The 17,956-nt window shown below is 64.1% G+C and carries 17 protein-coding genes; 11 read left to right on the top strand and 6 right to left on the bottom strand.

What is annotated here, in order from left to right; genetic code table 11:
• Position 1: 1 nt before the first annotated feature.
• From ABD648_RS08285 to ABD648_RS08270, 4 genes are read right to left on the bottom strand one after another with little or no spacing between them, the layout of a single operon-like run.
• Positions 2-1,165 (bottom strand): branched-chain amino acid ABC transporter permease, encoded by a 1,164-nt coding sequence (locus ABD648_RS08285; protein ID WP_282214489.1) that lies wholly within the window; start codon positions 1,163-1,165, stop codon positions 2-4.
• Positions 1,162-2,040: a branched-chain amino acid ABC transporter permease gene (locus ABD648_RS08280; RefSeq protein ID WP_282214488.1), complete on the bottom strand. Its 879-nt coding sequence runs from the start codon at positions 2,038-2,040 to the stop codon at positions 1,162-1,164. Before ABD648_RS08280 ends, ABD648_RS08285 begins: the two co-directional genes overlap by 4 nt.
• The gene (locus tag ABD648_RS08275; RefSeq protein WP_282214487.1) at positions 2,040-2,777 is read right to left on the bottom strand and encodes an ABC transporter ATP-binding protein; all 738 of its coding nucleotides are present in this window, start codon (positions 2,775-2,777) and stop codon (positions 2,040-2,042) included. Before ABD648_RS08275 ends, ABD648_RS08280 begins: the two co-directional genes overlap by 1 nt.
• Positions 2,774-3,424, bottom strand: coding sequence for an ABC transporter ATP-binding protein (locus ABD648_RS08270; RefSeq protein ID WP_282214486.1), 651 nt, complete (start codon positions 3,422-3,424; stop codon positions 2,774-2,776). The genes ABD648_RS08275 and ABD648_RS08270 overlap by 4 nt, the downstream gene beginning before the upstream one ends.
• 446 nt (positions 3,425-3,870) lie before the next feature.
• Between ABD648_RS08270 and ABD648_RS08265 the strand changes: the two genes are divergently transcribed.
• The 10 genes from ABD648_RS08265 (at position 3,871) to ABD648_RS08220 (ending at position 15,595) form a co-directional block, all read left to right on the top strand.
• Positions 3,871-5,508 carry a helix-turn-helix domain-containing protein gene (locus ABD648_RS08265; protein ID WP_282214485.1) on the top strand — a complete coding sequence of 546 codons (1,638 nt, stop codon included), beginning with the start codon at positions 3,871-3,873 and terminating at the stop codon, positions 5,506-5,508.
• A gap of 402 nt (positions 5,509-5,910) precedes the next feature.
• Positions 5,911-6,921, top strand: coding sequence for a LacI family DNA-binding transcriptional regulator (locus tag ABD648_RS08260; RefSeq protein WP_282214484.1), 1,011 nt, complete (start codon positions 5,911-5,913; stop codon positions 6,919-6,921).
• Positions 6,921-7,853, top strand: coding sequence for a carbohydrate ABC transporter permease (locus ABD648_RS08255; RefSeq protein ID WP_282214483.1), 933 nt, complete (start codon positions 6,921-6,923; stop codon positions 7,851-7,853). The genes ABD648_RS08260 and ABD648_RS08255 overlap by 1 nt, the downstream gene beginning before the upstream one ends.
• Positions 7,820-8,689, top strand: coding sequence for a carbohydrate ABC transporter permease (locus ABD648_RS08250; protein ID WP_344708792.1), 870 nt, complete (start codon positions 7,820-7,822; stop codon positions 8,687-8,689). The genes ABD648_RS08255 and ABD648_RS08250 overlap by 34 nt, the downstream gene beginning before the upstream one ends.
• Before the next feature lie 46 nt (positions 8,690-8,735).
• Positions 8,736-10,013 (top strand): ABC transporter substrate-binding protein, encoded by a 1,278-nt coding sequence (locus ABD648_RS08245; RefSeq protein ID WP_282214481.1) that lies wholly within the window; start codon positions 8,736-8,738, stop codon positions 10,011-10,013.
• A gap of 64 nt (positions 10,014-10,077) precedes the next feature.
• On the top strand, positions 10,078-11,250 hold the full coding sequence (locus ABD648_RS08240) for an ADP-ribosylglycohydrolase family protein (protein WP_282214480.1): 1,173 nt from the start codon (positions 10,078-10,080) through the stop codon (positions 11,248-11,250).
• A 79-nt stretch (positions 11,251-11,329) separates the two neighbouring features.
• Positions 11,330-12,280, top strand: coding sequence for an ADP-ribosylglycohydrolase family protein (locus ABD648_RS08235; RefSeq protein ID WP_282214479.1), 951 nt, complete (start codon positions 11,330-11,332; stop codon positions 12,278-12,280).
• Positions 12,277-13,272: an ADP-ribosylglycohydrolase family protein gene (locus ABD648_RS08230; protein WP_282214478.1), complete on the top strand. Its 996-nt coding sequence runs from the start codon at positions 12,277-12,279 to the stop codon at positions 13,270-13,272. Before ABD648_RS08235 ends, ABD648_RS08230 begins: the two co-directional genes overlap by 4 nt.
• Complete coding sequence (locus ABD648_RS08225; protein ID WP_282214477.1) at positions 13,269-14,231, top strand: ribokinase; 963 nt, start codon at positions 13,269-13,271, stop codon at positions 14,229-14,231. Before ABD648_RS08230 ends, ABD648_RS08225 begins: the two co-directional genes overlap by 4 nt.
• Positions 14,228-15,595 carry an ADP-ribosylglycohydrolase family protein gene (locus ABD648_RS08220; RefSeq protein ID WP_282214476.1) on the top strand — a complete coding sequence of 456 codons (1,368 nt, stop codon included), beginning with the start codon at positions 14,228-14,230 and terminating at the stop codon, positions 15,593-15,595. The genes ABD648_RS08225 and ABD648_RS08220 overlap by 4 nt, the downstream gene beginning before the upstream one ends.
• Before the next feature lie 383 nt (positions 15,596-15,978).
• Here ABD648_RS08220 and ABD648_RS08215 read toward each other — a convergent pair whose 3' ends face one another.
• A complete protein-coding gene (locus ABD648_RS08215) occupies positions 15,979-16,497 on the bottom strand; it encodes an HAD domain-containing protein (protein ID WP_282214475.1) in 519 nt (172 codons plus the stop codon).
• 43 nt (positions 16,498-16,540) lie between these two features.
• Entirely contained in the window at positions 16,541-17,143 is a 603-nt protein-coding gene (locus ABD648_RS08210; protein ID WP_282214474.1) for a hypothetical protein, read from the bottom strand.
• Between the two features lie 249 nt (positions 17,144-17,392).
• Here ABD648_RS08210 and ABD648_RS08205 point away from each other — a divergent pair, with 249 nt between their 5' ends.
• On the top strand, positions 17,393-17,698 hold the full coding sequence (locus tag ABD648_RS08205; protein WP_344708785.1) for a hypothetical protein: 306 nt from the start codon (positions 17,393-17,395) through the stop codon (positions 17,696-17,698).
• The last annotated feature ends 258 nt before the right edge of the window (positions 17,699-17,956 follow it).

The following is a 17,956-nucleotide window of genomic DNA, read 5'->3' as shown; positions in this document are numbered from 1 at the left end:
GTCATTTCCTTCTCTCGTGTGGTGCGGACGGGACGCTCTGAACGGCGAGTTCGAGAACGGGTTCTGAGGCAGCCGGCGGTGCATCTGCTGCGGCTGAATCTGGTTGGGGGCGTCGTGGTGAACTCGCTCGACGATCACGCCGTGGTCGCGGGCGGAAGCGGATGCCGGCCAGTCCGCGGCGGGCTGTTGCCATCACGAGGATGAGGAGCAGCCCGAAGAGCAGGACCGGCAGATTCCCGGAGAGTCGCTGTGCGAGTTCCGCGGGCAGCGCTTCGGTCATCAGGGTGACCGTCCACGGCAGGAGGACGATGAGCGCGGATCCGAGCGCGGCGCCGCTGATGCTGCCGAGCCCGCCGATCACTGCGGCGACGACCAGCATGAGCGAGAACGCGAGAGTGTACGCGCCGGGGCTGACCGCCTGTGTGATGAAGCACGCAACTGCCCCTCCGGCGCCGGCGGTGACGGAGGACGCGAGGAAAGCGATGACCTTGATGCGTCCGGTGCGAATACCCGAGAGCCGAGCGGCGGTCTCATCGTCCCGGGTGGCGCGCATGTGCAGTCCGATCCCGCTGTGGCTCAAGGACGCCAGTGCAGTCACGACCACTCCGGCGACCAGGATCGCGATCCACGCCTGCCACTGCTCCATCGCGATGAGAGTCGCGAGTATCGGTGGCACGCTGTCGTTAGCGATCTGAAGGCCGGCATCCCCGTTGAACACTCCGGAGAAGAAGGTCGTCACCGGTGCGATCGCGATCGTGATCGCCAGGGTCAAGCCGGCCAGATAAGGGCCGCGCAGCCGTGCGGCTGCCAGTCCCAGCAGCAGCCCGAGGAGACCTGAGGCGGCGATGCCGCCGATCATCGCGAGGACGAATCGGGCCACGCCGTCGACTCCGACGCCGGTGAGTGCATTCGCGGTCAGCGCGTAGCCGTATCCGCCGACGGCCATCATCGCTGCCTGTCCCAGCGAAAGCTGTCCGCTGCTGCCGACGAGGACTGTGAGACCGGCGACGGCGCAGAAGGTGGCGGCGATGGTCGCCAGCTGGAAATTCCGGTACGGGTCGAGCAGGAACGTCGCCCCCAGCGCGATCACCGTGATCGCAGCACCCCAGAGGATGATTCGACCGGACCCGGCCTTGGTCGTGGATGGTCGGACTCGACGGATCATGCGCTGCGCACCTCTCGCATCGAGAAGATCCCGGCGGGCCGCACCAGCAGCACGCCCAACAGGAGGACGAGCAAGCCGATCGGCGCCAGCGTCGCGGCGATGTAGCCGCTGACGAACGTGATCACGACTCCGACGGTCAGGCCTGCGACAAGCGCTCCCAACGGGGAGTCCAGGCCGCCGATCACGGCGACGGCGAAACCGTACACGAGCAGCATGTCTGTCGCGTGCGGGTTCACGCCCAGTTCAGTCGGCATCAGCAGGAACGCGGCGAGTGACGCAACAGCAGAGGAGAGCATCCAGCCGATGGTCACCATGCTCGGTACCCGTACACCCAGCAAGCGCGACACCTCGGGTGCGAACGCGGCGGCTCGCAGCTGCAGCCCGATGGACGTGAACCGGAACAGCAGCCCGAGCGCGGCCATCGTGACGGCAGCGATCGTGACGATGAAGATGTCGTAGGGGGAGAGGAGCGGTGTTTCACCGATCATCAGTGGGCTGTCATCGAACGGCGCCTGCATCGGTCGATACTGGGGGCCGAAGAGGATCCCGAGCAGTGACTGCAGCACCATCACGATTCCGATCGCGACGATGATCCCGGCGAGGTGATCATGCGCGGGGACGAGGCGCATCACTCCGCGTTCCACTGCGACTCCGATCAGAGCGCCGGCGATCAGGGCGGCGATGAGTCCCGCCCAGTACGATCCCGACGCGGTGGTCACGGTGAACGCGACGTATGCGGCGACGAGCGCCTGTGCCCCTTGGGCGAAGTTGATGATGCGCGCTGCTCGCCAGATGAGTACGAGCGAGAGTGCGAAGAGTGCAAACACGGCGCCCCGGGACAGTCCCGTGGCGAAGAGAAAGATCAGTTGGTCCATCAGAATCCGAGGTAGGCGTGTCGAAGGGTGGAATCGCGCAGGAGATCCTGCGACGGGGCGTCAGCCACGACCTTGCCGAGGTCGAGGACGATTCCCCGATCGGCGATCGAGAGGGCGCTGGTGACGTTCTGTTCCGCGAGCAGGACGGTGAGGCCGCGATCGGCGGCGATATCTCGCAGAGCTCCGAAGATCTTGGCGATCGTGAGAGGGGCGAGTCCAAGTGAGGGCTCGTCCAAGACGAGTACCACCGGCTCGGTGATCAGGGCGCGACCGAGGGCGAGCATCTGTCGCTCACCTCCGGAGAGCTGGTGACCGGCGCTGTTGCGTCGGCGCGCGAGCGGTTCGAACAGCTCGTATACGCCGTTGATCGCGCGATCTCGAGATGCGCCTTTGTGCCGCCACAACGAGCCCAGCCGGAGGTTCTCCTCGACGGTCAGCTCTGCCACGACGCTTTGTCCCTCCGGCACCAGCGCTAATCCTCGCCGGGCGCGCTGCTCCGTGGCGACGTCGGTGAGATCCACATCATCGAGGCGGATGCTGCCGGACCTGGCCGGCATCAGCCCGGCGAGGGTGCGCAGCAGAGTGGTCTTCCCCGCCCCGTTGGCGCCCAGCAGGGCCACGATCTCACCCGGATGCAGCGCGAAGCTGACATCGTGCAGCACGGATGTTCCTCCGTAGCCAGCTGTCAGCGCCTCGATCGACAGCGCGCCGGCAACGGTCGCCTGCCTGCCGCTCATGCGATGGCCTTCACGCCGAGGTATGCTTCCTCGACCCGCGGGTCGACCCGGATCTGGTCCGGTGTGCCGCGGGCGATGCACCGACCGAAATCCAGGACGACGATCTGATCGGCTGCCTTCATCACGAAGTCGACGTGGTGCTCCACCAGTAGGACGGAGCAGCCGCCCCCGGCGATCGTCTGGATGATGCCAGCGAGATCAGCGATATCGTCGGCACCGAGTCCGCCTGCGGGTTCGTCCAGGAGGAGCAGGCGTGGATCCGTCACCAGCGCGCGTGCGAGTGCGGCGCGCTTGCGATCAGGATAGGACAGCGCCGAGACCGGGACGTCGGCCATGGCGGTCAAATCGAGCTTGTCGAGCTGCTCTGCAACACGAGCGTCCGCGGTCCGCATGGTCGCGATCGGCGCGAGCACGTTCTCACGGACCGTCAACCCGGCGAACAGGCCGAGGCCCTGCAGCGTTCGCGCGAGTCCGTGACCGTGCAGATCGGCGGTTCGCCTCGGTGCTGGGCGTCCGTCGATGTCGACGCGGCCCTGCCAGGCGACCAGCCCGCACACCGCGTTGAACAGCGTGGTCTTGCCTGCCCCGTTCGGGCCGATCAACGCCACGACTTCGCCCGGATGGACGTCGAAGGAGACGTCGTCCACGGCTGTCAGCCCTCCGAATCTGACGGTCAAGCCGCTGACCGCAAGCCGAGGATGCTCCCCATGCGGGCCTGCCGGGAGACGGTTCACGGGATGTCGTTCGCCAAGTATCTTCATTGATCCTGCCTTTGTTGTTGCCACGAGTATGAACGTGGCCGCAGCATTCGTGACAGGCGCTCCACGCCACATTTCGTGTCGGTTTGTGGCAACATGCTCCATGTTCTTCGGCGGCGCGTCGCTGGCACTCTATGTCGGAGCCGTGGCCGCTGGAGGGAGTAGCGCACGCCGCGGAGGTCGGCGGATGTGTGCGAAGTTGACCCTTCTCTGGCAGATGGTGTTCGTCGGGCACATCCAGGCAGGAGAATGACGCTATGACTCCGGTACCGTCCAGCATCGCGGCGACACTCACCGACATCGCGCGCGACATCTCCACTCTTCGCGACCCCGAGATGCTCCTGTCGTCGATCGTCCGTAGGGCACGGCTGCTGCTCGGCACGGACATCGCCTATCTGAGCCTCAATGATTCTGAGAGCGCCGAGACATTCATCCGGACCACGGACGGGGTCCGCACAGAGTCCTACGCCGCCATCCGAATGCCGCTGGGCACCGGCGTGCTGGGGCTGGCGGCTGGTGGGATCATCGCGGAGACACCCGACTACCTTCCCGACGAGGGCAAGACGCACCTGCCGGACATCGACCACGTCGTCGTCGAGGAGGGAGTCCGTGCGATCCTCGGGGCGCCGCTTCGCATCGCCGGCAAGGTGGTCGGCGCGCTCATGACTGCCAACCGAACACCCGGAGCGTTCACGCAAGCGCAACGGGAGCATCTGGAGCAGATCGCCAGCCTCGCCGCGGCAGCGGTCGAACTGGTCGGCGCGAAGGAGAGCGAGAAGGTCGCCCGAAGGGCGGCCAAGAAGGCCGCCGCCGACCTCGCGAGCGTCTTGACGGCAGACGGTGTGCGCAGCGAGATCGAGACCCGATTGGCCGGCGAGCTCGCGGAGCATCGTGGCCTCGACGAACTCCTCGACGTTGCCGGAACAATGCTGGGGGCGCAGCTTCGGGTGCTGGACGCCACGGGCTCCGAGCTCGCCTGCTCGGCTTCCCCAGAGCGCAGCGAGCCCGAGGAAGTTCAGGGAAGCGCGCATGAGGAGCGCGGGGCCCTCATCGGCGATGCCGCCCCAGGGTTCGTCATCGTCACCCGCGACGCTCCGCCAGAGGTGCCGGGCGTGGTGGCATCAGTGGTCGCGCGTTACGCGAGCATCGCGCTGCTCTACGACCGGACGATCGATGACGTGCGCCACTTTCATGAGAACGAGCTGGTGAGCGCGCTCGTCTCGCCGCCGGACCCGGAGCGCCCGACGCTCTCGCCCGCGATGGTGCAGCGTGCGCTCGGCACGGACCGCGAGACGAGCATCGCCGTTCTGGTGCCCTCCGAACCGGACGACTCGAGCAGGCGCCGACTGCTCGGGCGCGTCCGCCAGCTGGCCAAAACCGGCCACACGATCGTCGCAGGCTACCTCGGACGTGTCGTGATCGTTGCGCGGAGCCCGGAAGAAGCACTCAGAGCGCGGATCACCGCGCTGGTCTCCGACCTGCCGTGCTTCGGCGGTATCGCCAGCTCCCCGGAACTAGCCAAGGCCCCAGGCGCGTACGCGGAGGCAGCTGCAATCGCCTCAGCCATGAGGGCGACCGGCCAGCCCGGCGCGATCGCCGGCGGCGCAGAGGCGGGAGTCGCGGGGCTTCTTCTCCGAGACGGGGATCCGGCGACAGCCCGCCGCTTCCTCGCTGCGCATCTCGGTCCTCTCCTCAAGCAATCACGGGGAGACGTGCTGTTGGCAACGGCGCTCGCGTATCTCGACGCCAATGGGTCGATCAACGACGCTGCCGAGGTCCTGCGTATTCATCCGAACACCGTGCGGCAGCGGGTCGACAGGATCGACAGCGAGCTTGATCCGTCTTGGCGGCGAGGACCGCGCCGACTCGATACTCATGTCGCCCTGCGGCTGTGGCGGCTGAACCGTGCGACTGCGAGCCCTGCGGAAATCAATGAGACCTCGATGGGACCAGCAGGCGCGCGCGCCCACTGAACGGCGGCTGGTGGCGCAGATCCGAGTCTCTTCCTGGCTACTTCCTACGGACCCGTGGCAGCGCGAGACGCTGATGCACTTCCCAAGTGATCGCCACCCGGACTCGCTTGGGACTGGAACGCGCAAGAGGTCCGTGATATCGGAATCGGCCAGAGATGGAACCAGTTCTGTGAGCGTCGCCGTGCTCTCTTCCAGCATGGAATGTTCTGCGCTTTCGGCGCATCGTCCCCGTTGAGAGTGATGACGGTTCATATCTCGAGAGTGTGGGTTGACAAGCGTAGGTTTTGGGCTATTCTTACCCCGCTTTACTCCCATTGGAAACGTTTGCAAAGGAATGGTGCGATGGTGCACACGTCACACGTCACGAGTCACGCCAAGGGGGGAGCCGCCCTCCCTCGGCGGGTGACTCTCGTCGACGTGGCGGCTCAGGCGGGTGTTTCGGTTTCGTCCGCATCGCGTGCGCTCACCGACAAGTCAGCCAGTGTCGACGTACGTGAGCGGGTACAGCTGGCGGCGCGGGAACTGGGCTACGTGCCTGATTCGACCGCTCGCTCATTGAAACTCGGTGCGTCGCGGCAGGTGCTCTTCGCGGTCGATGACATCGGCAACCCGAACTACGTCGCGATGCTTCGCGCGATCGAGCGCACCTTCGGTTACACCGGGCCCCGTGTCAGCGTGGCGACCGTCGGCCGCGACAGCGGGACTCCTGTGGACCTCGTCGAGGCGGTAAGCCGCGGACGCGCAGATGGACTCATTCTGAGCCCGATCCGGCGGAGCTCGCTGCTGGAGGAACGGCTTTCCTCCAGCGCGATCCCGACGGTCGTCATCGGCTCCGTGAGCGAGTCGGTGCAAGTGGACAGCGTCCGTATCGATTCGGGCAAGGCGATCGCGATCGCAGCCGAGCATCTGATCGCGAGGGGGCGACGACGCATCGCGTTCATCAATGGGCCTTCTGACACGAACCCGGGCGAGGTGCGTGCTCGTGGTTTTGCGCAGAGCTTGCGGGTCGCAGGAATTGCTGCAGACCCGATGCTGGAGATCTCCGCCGCTGACTTCACCGTTGGGGCAGGCGTAGTGGCGGCTCATGCTCTTTTTGAGCGTGGGAACTACACCGAGCTCCCGTTCGACGCGATTGTCGCGGCCAACGATCTCTTGGCGATGGCGGCTATAAACGTTGCCGTCGGGCGGGGGTTTCGCGTGCCGGATGATGTCGCGGTCACCGGGTTGGATGACACGGAACTTGGCTCAGTCTTCATTCCCAGCATTACAAGCGTCAGCCTCCGGGCCGCTGAACGTGGTGCACGTGCCGCACAAATGCTCGAAGCCCGATTCCAGCACCCGCAACGGCCCATCGAGAGAGTCGCGTTCGAACCGGAGTTGCACGTGCGCGCGTCGTGTGGAGGTGCACTCTGATGATCATCGGCATGAAGACCAGGCTCGAGCGGTCCCCGCGCCGCTCGAGGGCGCCGATGCAGGGAACCCGGCTGGAGACCGCGGCGCTCGTTCTGCCTTCGCTCATCCCGGTTCTCGTGTTGAGTGTCGCTCCGCTGATTTGGGGAATCTCGCTGGCTTTTACGGACGCCACTTTCTTGCAGAAGGGTCTGCCGAACTTTGTGGGTGTGGAGAATTTCGAAGTTCTGGCTGACTACTCGCTCTTCTGGCGGTCTTTCGGCGTCGGTATCCTCTGGGGCGTCGTCGTCACGGCCGGTCAGTTCTTGTTGGGTCTGTCGCTCGCGCTGCTGCTTAATACGAACCTCCGGCTTCGGGGACTCGCGCGCCTCCTCGCGCTGCTCCCCTGGGCGATGCCGCCGGTGGTCATCGCGATCATCTGGCAGATGATCTACTCGCCAACCCGAGGGCCGCTGAACTGGCTTCTCGGCCAGGTGGGGTTGCCTTCGGACATCAACTGGCTGGGCGACTTCACCTGGGCATTGCCGGCGGTCATCGTCGTCGGTATCTGGGCAGGGATGCCCCAGAACACCGTCACGCTGCTGGCGGGCCTCCAGCAGATCCCCAAGGAACTTATCGAGGCGGCTGAGATCGACGGTGCCGGGGCTATGCGTCGTTTCGTCTCCGTCACTTTGCCCTCCTTGCGGCCGATCATCGTCTCGATCACGTCCCTGAGTTTCATCTGGAACTTCAACTCCTTCGGTCTCGTCTATGTGCTGACTCAGGGAGGTCCGGGCACATCCACGATGCTGCCGATGCTCTTCACCTACGTCGAAGCGTTCAAGTCCCGTGACATCGCGTTGGCGGCCGCCATGGGCGACGTGATCATGCTGGTGATCATCGTGCTGCTGTCGGGCTACCTGTGGGCTCAGTTCCGAGAAAGGCGTCAATCGTGAATCGCACAAACTCGCTGACCCGGATCTTCCAGTACGGCGCATTGACACTGTTTCTGATCTTCCTGGGTTTCCCATTGCTGTGGTTGCTGGCCACGTCTTTGAAGACCGGTCAGGAGCTCAACTCTCTCGCCGTCAATTTGATTCCGACGCCGATCACCCTCGAGAACTACGCGGAAGCGCTCTCCGGCGGACGTGGCCTCGTGATGGCGACGGCGAACTCGATCGTCGTTTCACTGGCATCGACCGTGCTGGTGATGGTGCTGGCCGTACCGGGCGCATATCTCATGGCGCGGTCGAGAGGATTGGGCCGCTCTCTCGGTGTCGGATGGGTGCTGGTCAGCCAGATCGTCCCTGTCATCCTCATCATCATCCCGCTGTTCCTCATTCTTCGGAACGTCGGGCTCATTGATTCGCTCGTGGGCCTGACAGCGGTATACGTCGTCTTCAACCTGCCTTTCTCGCTGTGGATGCTGCAAGGATTCGTGGCCTCGATCCCTGTGGAGATCGAGGAGGCAGGGGCAATCGACGGAGCGGGAAGGTTCACGGTCCTGCGGATGCTGATCTTCCCGCTCCTGCAGCCGGGGCTCGTCGCAACCGCCATGTTCACGTTCGTCATCTCCTTCAACGAGTTCTTCTTCGCCCTGGTCCTTCTGCAGACGCCCAGCACGTACACGCTTCCCGTGGCACTTGCGGCTTTTGTCGGATCGGACGGGCGCGTAGATGTGGGGCCGCTCGCGGCTGCGGCGCTGCTCGCGAGCATTCCGAGCATCGTCTTCTTCGCGATCGTCCAGCGCCGCCTCGGAAACGGCCTCCTTTCGGGCGCGGTCAAAGGATGACCTCGACTACTAACCGCACGTTCCAAAGAGAAAGAAAGGCCAAGCAATGAAGCTTTACAAACCCGCAGCCCTCGCTCTCGGCACAACCCTCACGGTTGCCCTACTGGCAGGATGCGCAGGATCTGCCGAGAACGACGCCGGAGGACCGATCACGCTGTCCTTCCAAGCATTCGCGAACACCACAGACGGTCAAACCGCCAATCAGGCGATTGTCGATGCCTGGAACGAGAACCACCCGGATATTCAGATCGATCTGGTGTTGACGCCGATCGACTCTGTGTACGAGAAGCTGAGCACACAGGCCGCCGGCGGCACGCTCCCCGACATCTTCATGGACGATGCGCAGGACATCAGACAGTACGTCGAGCAGGGCTTCGTCGCCGACCTCCATGATCATCTGTCCGAGGAGACGGTGGACAGCATTGATGAGGGCGTAAGGGGGGCCGTCCAGATCGATGACATCCTCGCGGGGATCCCGATCGAGATGCAGACCTACGTCGTGTTCGCGAATCGTGGCCTGATCGAGGCATCGGGCCAGGAAGTGCCCACGGGCGATTCGCTCAGTTGGGATGACCTTGAAGCCCTTGCGTCGGCGACCTCATCGTCTGGCGTCCACGGACTCGCGTGGGGGCTGAAGAGTCCGACCGCGGCGTTCGTCAGTCTCGGGCTCGGGTTCGGTGCCGAGTATTTCAGCGGCGAAGGCGGCGAGGCCAAACTCGATGTCGGAGCAGCTGAGATGGACATTCCGAACCGCGTCAAGGACATGATCGAGGCGGGTTCGCTCGATCCGGCAGGTGTCTCTCAGTCAAGTGCCGATGTTCTGCCGACGTTTTATGCCGGGCAGGCGGCGATGCTGCTGCAGCAGTCGTACCACATCGCGAACTTCGAAACCGATGCGCCTGAGGGTGTGGACTGGGTGGTTCTCCCGCCTCTCGAAGGCTCCGATGGCAGCCAGCAGGCCGCGATCCCTTCCACGATCTCGGTGTCAGCGGAGTCGGATCACATCGAGGAGGCGGCGCAGTTTTTGGACTTCTACATGGAAGCGGAGAACCTGGCGGAGCTCAACCTCGCAGAAGGACTCATCCCGCCGACGCAGGAGGGCCGCGACGTGCTCGCCTCTCTCGCCGCGGACAAGACCGGATGGGGAGCCGTACTGCAGTCCGGCGAGAGCCTGGTCCCGGCTCCTGCTTCTGCGGCCACCAACTATCCGGGATGGAAGACGACCGTGGCGACACCTGCCTATCAGCAGTTCCTCTCCGGGGCGATCGACGAGAAGCAGTTGAAGTCGCAACTCGTCGATGGCTGGAACCAGACCAACCGCTGAACTCGCGGGGGCGGGTGGCACAGTCCGCTCTCGCAAGGTCAGCACTCACTCCTGAAAGGTAACCATGGAAGGCAGCTGGATCAGAGATCGAGCATTCGGCATCCTCGCCGGCTCTGCGATCGGCGACGCACTCGGCGGCGCCACCGAAGGGTACAGCCCTGAGCAGATCAGGGAACGGCATGGTGGACGAGTCGAAGGCATCGTCGGTCCGTTCTACCCGGATTGGAAGACGCGCCGGCCGATCAGTCCGTACCACAAGGGTGACGGGCACATCACGGACGACACGTTGATGACGCAGGCACTGATCAAGGTCTATGCCGGCCGCCGGACGCACCTTGACGCATTCGCGATCGCCTCCGACCTCGTTCCCATGATGCAGACCGATCTGTGGTGGATTCCTGAACTCGAGCGAGAGTCGATCCTGCTGCAGCGCGTGTTTCTGGCCGAGAAGTGGTTGGTCGCCCGCTTGCAAGTCGGGCATATCGATCCGCGTGAGGCCGGCGTCGGCAACGCCGTCAACTGTGGAGCGGCCATGTTCATGGCCCCAGTGGGAATCGTGAACCTCGCGAACCCGCAGCGGGCGTACGCCGAGGCGATCGACATCGCTGGAGCCCACCAGTCCAGCTACGGGAGGGAGGCGGCCGGAGTGTTCGCGGCGGCTGTTGCCGAGTCAGGGGCGCCCGGTGCGACCATTGACTCGGTCATCGATGTCGCTCTGTCTTCGGCACACGACGGCACTTACGCCGCCATCTCCGCCGTCGTGGATGCCGCCCGAGTTCTCCGCGGCGTTGAGGTTGCGGCGGCTGATGTCGAGGTGCGCCTACGCGACGCCATCCGTCCGTTCGATACCGTGGGTGAGCACTACCGTCAACCTAACCTCGACGCTCGTCTTCCCTCACGCACCAAAGCGATCGAAGAGCTGCCGGTCGCCCTCGGCCTCCTCGTAGCCCATGACGGCGATTTCCGAGCCACCATCCTTGGCGCCGTGAACTACGGCCGCGATTCGGACTCGATTGCGAGCATGGTCGGATCGATCACGGGTGGCCTTGGCGGCAGCAGCGTTGTCGATCAGGACTGGCTCACACAGATCGAGCTCGCCAGCCGTACGAGCATCGCGCACTACGCCGACCTCGTGACCGACGTCGCCACCGAAATGATCCGCAACGACATCGACGATTCGAGAGCACAGTTGGACCGTCTGCTCACGCTCGCTCACCAGACCTTGACTTTGAGATGACCACCAATACCTACGAGGACGCACCGATATGACCGTACACACTCCGCCACTGACTCTGAGGTCTCGCGCTCGAGGTGCGATGGCCGGCCTCGCCCTCGGCGACGCCATAGGCCGACCAGTGGAGGCGCTGTCGGCTCGAGAGATCCAGAAGCAGTACGGGCGGGTGACCGGCTTCCTCGCCGAGAACCCGGCCGGAAGCGATGACACCGAGTACGCGCTTCTCACCGCCAAGACCCTTCAACGAGTGGGAATCTCCGCCACTCATGACGACTTTGCCCAGTCATGGATAGAAGACGTACTGCCGCAGGCCGATGGCTTCAAAGGCGGGGGCTTCTCCGAGATGGCTGCCATCGACAATCTCCGCCGTGGAATCCGGCCGCCGCTCACCGGTGACCACATCCACGCGTGGAGTGACGGGCTCGCGATGCGCGTCGCTCCGATCGGCGTAGTCGCAAACGGTGACCTCGAGGTCGCCGCTCGACTGGCGATCGCAGACGGCATGGTCAGTCACAGCGGCGAGGGTATTCACTGCGGGGTGGTCGTGGCGGTGGCGGTATCGGCTGCGATGGCCGGTGCCACTGCGCGCGAGTGCTTCGACGCAGCATTGGCAGCCATCCCCCAAGACAGCTGGACGGCACGGAATCTTCGGGATGCGCAGGCGCTCGTGGAGTCCGGGCTTGCTCACGAAGCACTCGCCGTCGCGCTCGGCGAGCGGCTCGCTGTGCCGGTGTACTTCTGGGCCGACGTCGGCCCGGAGGCGGTGGCGCTCGCGATGGCAAGCCTGCTCGTCGGCGACGGCGACGTTCGAGACAGTCTGCTGTACGCGGTGAACCTCGGGCGCGACGCTGACACGAACGCCGCCATTGCCGGTTGCATCGCAGGGGCCATCAGCGGACTTGAGGGGTTCCCTGGCGATTGGGTCTCAGGACTTCGGCCGGTCGAGGGATCCTGCATCCGTTCCATGGCAGGGATTCACCCCCTGGATGCCGCCGACGACTTGGTCGCCCTGATCGAGAGGACACCGCGATGAACTCCCACACCGAGAGGATGGTCCGGGGTTTGATAGCCGGCGATTCCGCCGGCGCGCTGAACAGCGACTTCCACATTCACTCGCTCCCTCCGAAACGCGTTCATCGCCAGCGTTTCCTCACCGAGCTCGCCGATCGGGATCACGTCACGAACGTTCCCCGGCCCTTTGCCCATGCGAACCCGCCTGCGCTTCTGCACCCGGCCCCCGCGGAAGCGAGTGAGTGGTTCGTCTTCTCGTACACGCTGCAACATCGCACGAACGCGGAACGCCTTGAAGAGTGGCGTGAACTCGCGGCCTCGAGAATCGACTCTCGGGCGGGAGTTCGTATCGGAGTTCATAGCGCACTGCTCAACCTGTCTCGCGGGCTTGCTCCGCATCAAGCGGGCAATGACAATCCGCATTACTTCGATGATCTCGCAATGGTGCGTGCCGCGGCCGCGGCGGCTGCGCACGACCACGAGGCTGCGATCCTCGAGGCTGCCAAAGAGGATGCGCAGTACACCACTGCCCGCGACGGCTTGTGGTGCGCCGTCGCGGTAGCGCTTCTGCTCTCGCGCCTCGCCCGCGGCGCTGATGGACGCGAGGCCGCCCGCGCGGTAGCTGAATCGCTTCCCTCGGGAACGTGGAGCCGGAGGGTGGCGGAAGATGCACTTGCAGTTGCCGAGCAGACGCCGGCCCCGCTGGCACGGGCTCGGCGGCTCAGCGTCGAGGTTGGCGACTGGATCTATAGTTACCCGACTGCGGCACCGGAGACTCTTGCGTTCCTGTTGGCGCACGTGGCTGCCGCCTCGAGCGCCGAAGATCTGATGCTGGGCACGCTTGCACAGCCACACAACGGCGCCACGCTCCCGGCCCTGGCGGGCATTGCAGCCGCGCTTCGCTTCGGAGAGGATTGGATTCCGGCTGACGTCACCATCGCAACGAGTCGTCTTGCCGGGCTGAGCATCCCGCAACTTGCCGGGTTGACATTCGCGGACGCTCTCACGCCATGACCTCGACCTCTCCGACAACGGGCTCCGTGGTGGTCATCGGGAGCATCAACCTGGACGAATCACTCACCATGCATCGTCTTCCCGGGCAGGGCGAGACGGTCGTGGCGACAGGCTGCCTCAGCAGCCCGGGCGGAAAGGGCGGCAATCAAGCGGTTGCGGCCGCCCGCGCGGGAGGCGCAGCCACAACGTTGATCTGCTGTGTGGGGGACGATGATGCAAGCGATCAACTTCGGGCGTCCCTTGAGGCCGAGGGGATCGATGTCCTGGCAGGTCGCCACACCGGCCCCAGCGGTCGAGCGATCGTTATGCTCGGCGATGCCGGCGAGAACAGTATCGTCGTCGTCCCGGGCGCCAACATCAACCTGCGCACGCTGCCGACGCCGGAGGCGGAGGCGAGTGTCGCCAGGGCCAGGATCATCGTCATGCAGCTCGAGACGCCGGCTGACCTGATCGAGGTGGTGGGCCGAATCAAACACCCCCAAGCGCTTTTGTTGCTCAACGCAGCGCCAGCGCTTCCGATCGCTGACGCGCTCTGGCAGTGGATCGATGTGCTGATCGTCAACGAGCACGAGGCGACCAGCTACACAAGCCTGCAGGACCCTGCTGCCGCCGCCCGAGCGCTGTTGGCCAGAGTTCCCCGAGTCATCGTCACTCTCGGATCTTCCGGCAGCCTTTACTGTGACCGGGACGGAGCGGTCGAGCATGTTGACGCCGTACGCGTGAACCCACTTGACACCACCGGCGCGGGAGACACATACTGCGGGGTGCTTGCGGCGAACCTGAGCAGAGCGGTGGGTATGCGCGAAGCGATGCGAGCGGGTTCACGTGCTGCTGCGCTGGCGACCCTCCGGAGAGGCGCGCAGCGCTCGATCCCCACTTCCGACATGATCCTCTCGACCGATCTTGTGACCTCTGCGAGTGAACCGACCCCATCACGCCAACGATCGGAGAACCCGTGACCGCTTCCACGAATCCCGAGAGTCTCGTGCTGAACCCCTCATACCGTGTCGAGGGTTACAACCCTTCGGATGTGCGCGTACTGCTCAGCGACGAGCTCGATCAGCGACGACAGAGCGGCTACCAGGTCACGGACGTCGTGTCCGAGGCGAACCTCATAGATGCCACCGATCGAGAAGCGGTTCTCGCTCTCGTCGATGCCCTCGAGGATTCCGCACGCTCCGGCGACTGGACCTATGAAGAACCGACCCCTCTAGCCGACATCGAAGCCACGCTCATTCAAAAGCCGGCGCACCATGATGTCGACCTTGTAAGGGCACATGACGGAATCCACGCCGCCTGGCTGGGGCGCATTGCAGGCTGCAATCTCGGAAAGCCCGTCGAGCTGGGCGACTACTGGACCGTCGATCGTATCGCGGACTACCTGCGGTTGACTGATTCATACCCCTTGCGTGACTACTTCATCAAACTGGACCCTCAGCCTGAGGGGTTCGAACTTCGACGGAACTGGCCGGAGACCACGCGCGGCAACGTGGCGGGATCAGCGCGCGATGATGACATCGACTACACCATCCTCGGTCTCCATCTGCTGGAAACCTACGGACCGAACCTCACACCGGACCTGGTCGGCAGATCCTGGATGCAATTGTTGCCCATCGGGCAGATGTATACAGCTGAGCGAGCAGCTTACGCGAATCTCGTCGATGGCGTACGTGCTCCTCGCACGGCAAGTCGACGCAACCCCTATCGTGAGTGGATCGGCGCTCAGATCCGCGCGGATGTCTTCGGCTACGTCCACGCAGGAAACCCTTGGGGAGCAGCACGAGCGTCGTACCAGGATGCCGCGCTCTCCCACACCGGCAACGGCATCTACGGGGAGATGTGGGCAGCGGCGCTCGTTGCGTCCGCATTCGTCACGGACGACGCGAAGACCGCGATCGTGGAGGCGCTCAGAGTCGTGCCCCCGCGGTCGCGGCTTGCGGAAGCCATCCGCCACGTCCTGCGACTGCACGGCGAGGGCTCCACGTGGGAGTACACGCTCAACGAGATCCATAGCGCGTATGGGCACTACTCCTGGGTGCACACGATCAACAATGCTGCTGCCGTGGTCGCCGCTCTCCTCTGGGCCGAAGGGGACTTCACAACCGCTGTCGGGCGCGTCGTGATGAGTGGCTGGGACACGGACTCAAACGGCGCAACCGTCGGTTCGGTGGCGGGGATTCTGTCCGGCACTGCAAACCTTCCTCCCCATCTGATCTCGCCACTTCAGAACCGCACTCGTTCGGCTCTGTTCGGGTTCGACAACTCGGTGATCTCCGAACTCGCGGAGCGGACCATACTTCTTTTCCAATCCACTCACGATTGACTGACGTGTGGATAAGACGTCGTTCACTTCGACAAACCTGACGCAAGTCGGTTCGCTGGTGCTGGTGTTCGCCAGACTTCCTGATCTCGCGGTGTCACTCAACGTCAGGGTGCCCTCGAAGGTGTGCTTCGGCGTCGTTGCTTCCACTGGCGGAGTGAGGGCGTCGTACGCGACCGTTCCACTCCGTGAACGATTTGGGAGACTTCGGATCACTGGCGCAGGAGGCCGGTGCGCAGGAGCGCCCATGTGACCAGAGCGCTGGCGACTGCGCCCGCTGTTTCGCACGATGATCGCATACAGGTCGGGCAGGCCACGGCGTCGCGTGAGCTTCATGACTAGAACCGATCATTCGATCCCCGCAAAACGTCCAGAAGGTCTTGGCCTCAGTCCATCTGATCAGAGCGCTTGACGACAGCGGAGATTCTGGCGACGTCCTCCAGCGTGAGACCGGTGAACTTGTTGGGTCGGACGACGAACGAAGGAACCTGTGTCATTCCAGTCAGTTGTACGGCAGCGTCGTCCGGCGCACGGTCGTCTGCCCAGGCGACGACTGCGGGCATCGTCTCACGCACGTATGAGATCAGGCTTTGCACTCGCCAGCCCTGCTTTGGCCAGTTCTGCCAGGGCACGTAGGGGCCCGAAAGCCTGCCGCGAAGGGGTTCCTGGATGAGCCAGGCGACTTGATCGTGAGGCCACGTTGTCAGCCACGCAACGTCAACACCAGAACCTTCGACGAGCGTGTCGAGTGCATCGACCACGTCATCATCGACGCTCATCCAGGAACGCCAGCCCGGATCGTCTTGATGCGGAACGCGCTCCTCGTCCCGGTAGATCCGACAAATGGTCCCGTCGACGTCGAGTACGAGAAGCCTGCGTAGGGGTTGCCGAGCTGACGGTGGCACTCTGTCGGCTCCTTTTGGTCATCGTGCGGCGAGTTGGGACGCTTTAGAACGGAGCATCCCAGGTCGTGATCGTGAGCTCGACGCGCTCCTCCTCGAATGCGTTCACTGTAACGCGGGCATAGTTCCCGGACTGCAGGCGGATGCAGACGCGTCCATCTAGGCGATGAGGCTCGATCGTCTTCATGGGGGCGTAGCCGGTGGCAATGGCGCAGGTCTCGTAGGCGGCCTCTCCTTCGGGAAGTTGGAGCACGTCGATACCCCACAGCGAGGTGAGGACTCCGTTTGCGAATTGGAGGGTGTCCTTCTGGATCCGATCAGCACCGTTCCCGAAGTTGGGCAGCGTCGAGTTCAGGTCTATCGAATCGCCGCCGGCTGCCAAAGTTACGGTGCCGATGTTTCGCGCATCAGGCACTTGCTCCGGCGGGATGCTGGGCGGGAGCGCAGCCAGGAGCTCGCGGTTCTCTGCGCGGAGGCCCTCGATGATCTCCTCGCGATCGGTGAGCAACGCCTCGGCGGACGCTACGTCTTGGTGAAGCCCGTTGATGGTGGCATTGAGATGCGCAACGTCTGAGTTCAGATTGGTCACCCATACGCCGAGCGCGATGCTCACGATCGGAGCAACGACAGCCAGCGAGTTCGCGATCACGCCGAGGACGCTGGAGTGTCGACCCAATCGGAGATTTCCGCGCTCGATGCGCAGTGGATTCAAGGACGTTTGAGGCACGAATCGCATATTGGGTCCTGCCACCGACATCGCGGCCCTTTCCGCTGACCTTCCACGCAATGATCAAATCACGGATACCGCTCGGTCACCTCAATCCGCGTCAATGCCTTGCTCGGGCGACCTCCCGCACCCGCCTGGATGGCGCAAGATGTATACGGGGAGGCGATGACGATGAATCTCTACCTCGTGAGAAACCTCGACGGCATGCCTGTCTGGGTTGCGTTCGAGAGTGACCAGATGCGCCTGTACACGTACGTGCAAAATACTGGAAAGTTCCATCTGAACGCCGGGCTCTACGAGGACTTCTACTTCGACCACACGATGACCTACGAACCACTCGATCAGCAGGCCGCGGAGGGGGCGATCCTGAGTGGAGTCGGCCGCCGGGACGAACGCTCGTTCGTCCACATCATCGAGCGCTACCGCCGGGATCCGAACGCGCTGTCCCCGGAAACGGTGTTCGGTCACGCTTTCTAGCTGTCCGTCAACAAGTTCGCTGTCCATCACGAGCACAAGGATCAAAAGAGGCATACGCGACGTGCAATCTGCGCGCCCCGATGGGCGGCGTGCGATCGGTGAGACACGACACGTACTGCCTGAGACGGTGACAGTGCCGTTTACTCACCTGCTTCGAAGAGATGCGCGCTCGTTCGTTCCAGCAGAGTGGGCATGATTCGGCGTGTGGGCGCTAGATTCGGGAGGACATTCCCCACCGAGAGGCACGCCGGTACGCGT

The organism is Microbacterium luteolum (assembly GCF_039533965.1).
GTDB classification, from domain to species: domain Bacteria; phylum Actinomycetota; class Actinomycetes; order Actinomycetales; family Microbacteriaceae; genus Microbacterium; species Microbacterium luteolum.
The sequence above is the reverse complement of the archived record's forward strand: the minus strand, read 5'-3'. Positions and strand labels throughout refer to the sequence as shown.

What these genes read in the sequence shown, in the direction of transcription:
- ABD648_RS08240 (WP_282214480.1), top strand. Translation starts at nt 10,078, where the DNA reads ATGGAAGGCAGCTGGATCAGAGATCGAGCATTCGGCATCCTCGCCGGC.
- ABD648_RS08285 (WP_282214489.1), bottom strand. Translation starts at nt 1,165, where the DNA reads ATGATCCGTCGAGTCCGACCATCCACGACCAAGGCCGGGTCCGGTCGA.
- ABD648_RS08235 (WP_282214479.1), top strand. Translation starts at nt 11,330, where the DNA reads ATGGCCGGCCTCGCCCTCGGCGACGCCATAGGCCGACCAGTGGAGGCG.
- ABD648_RS08230 (WP_282214478.1), top strand. Translation starts at nt 12,277, where the DNA reads ATGAACTCCCACACCGAGAGGATGGTCCGGGGTTTGATAGCCGGCGAT.
- ABD648_RS08280 (WP_282214488.1), bottom strand. Translation starts at nt 2,040, where the DNA reads ATGGACCAACTGATCTTTCTCTTCGCCACGGGACTGTCCCGGGGCGCC.
- ABD648_RS08225 (WP_282214477.1), top strand. Translation starts at nt 13,269, where the DNA reads ATGACCTCGACCTCTCCGACAACGGGCTCCGTGGTGGTCATCGGGAGC.
- ABD648_RS08205 (WP_344708785.1), top strand. Translation starts at nt 17,393, where the DNA reads ATGAATCTCTACCTCGTGAGAAACCTCGACGGCATGCCTGTCTGGGTT.
- ABD648_RS08275 (WP_282214487.1), bottom strand. Translation starts at nt 2,777, where the DNA reads ATGAGCGGCAGGCAGGCGACCGTTGCCGGCGCGCTGTCGATCGAGGCG.
- ABD648_RS08255 (WP_282214483.1), top strand. Translation starts at nt 6,921, where the DNA reads ATGATCATCGGCATGAAGACCAGGCTCGAGCGGTCCCCGCGCCGCTCG.
- ABD648_RS08245 (WP_282214481.1), top strand. Translation starts at nt 8,736, where the DNA reads ATGAAGCTTTACAAACCCGCAGCCCTCGCTCTCGGCACAACCCTCACG.
- ABD648_RS08265 (WP_282214485.1), top strand. Translation starts at nt 3,871, where the DNA reads ATGCTCCTGTCGTCGATCGTCCGTAGGGCACGGCTGCTGCTCGGCACG.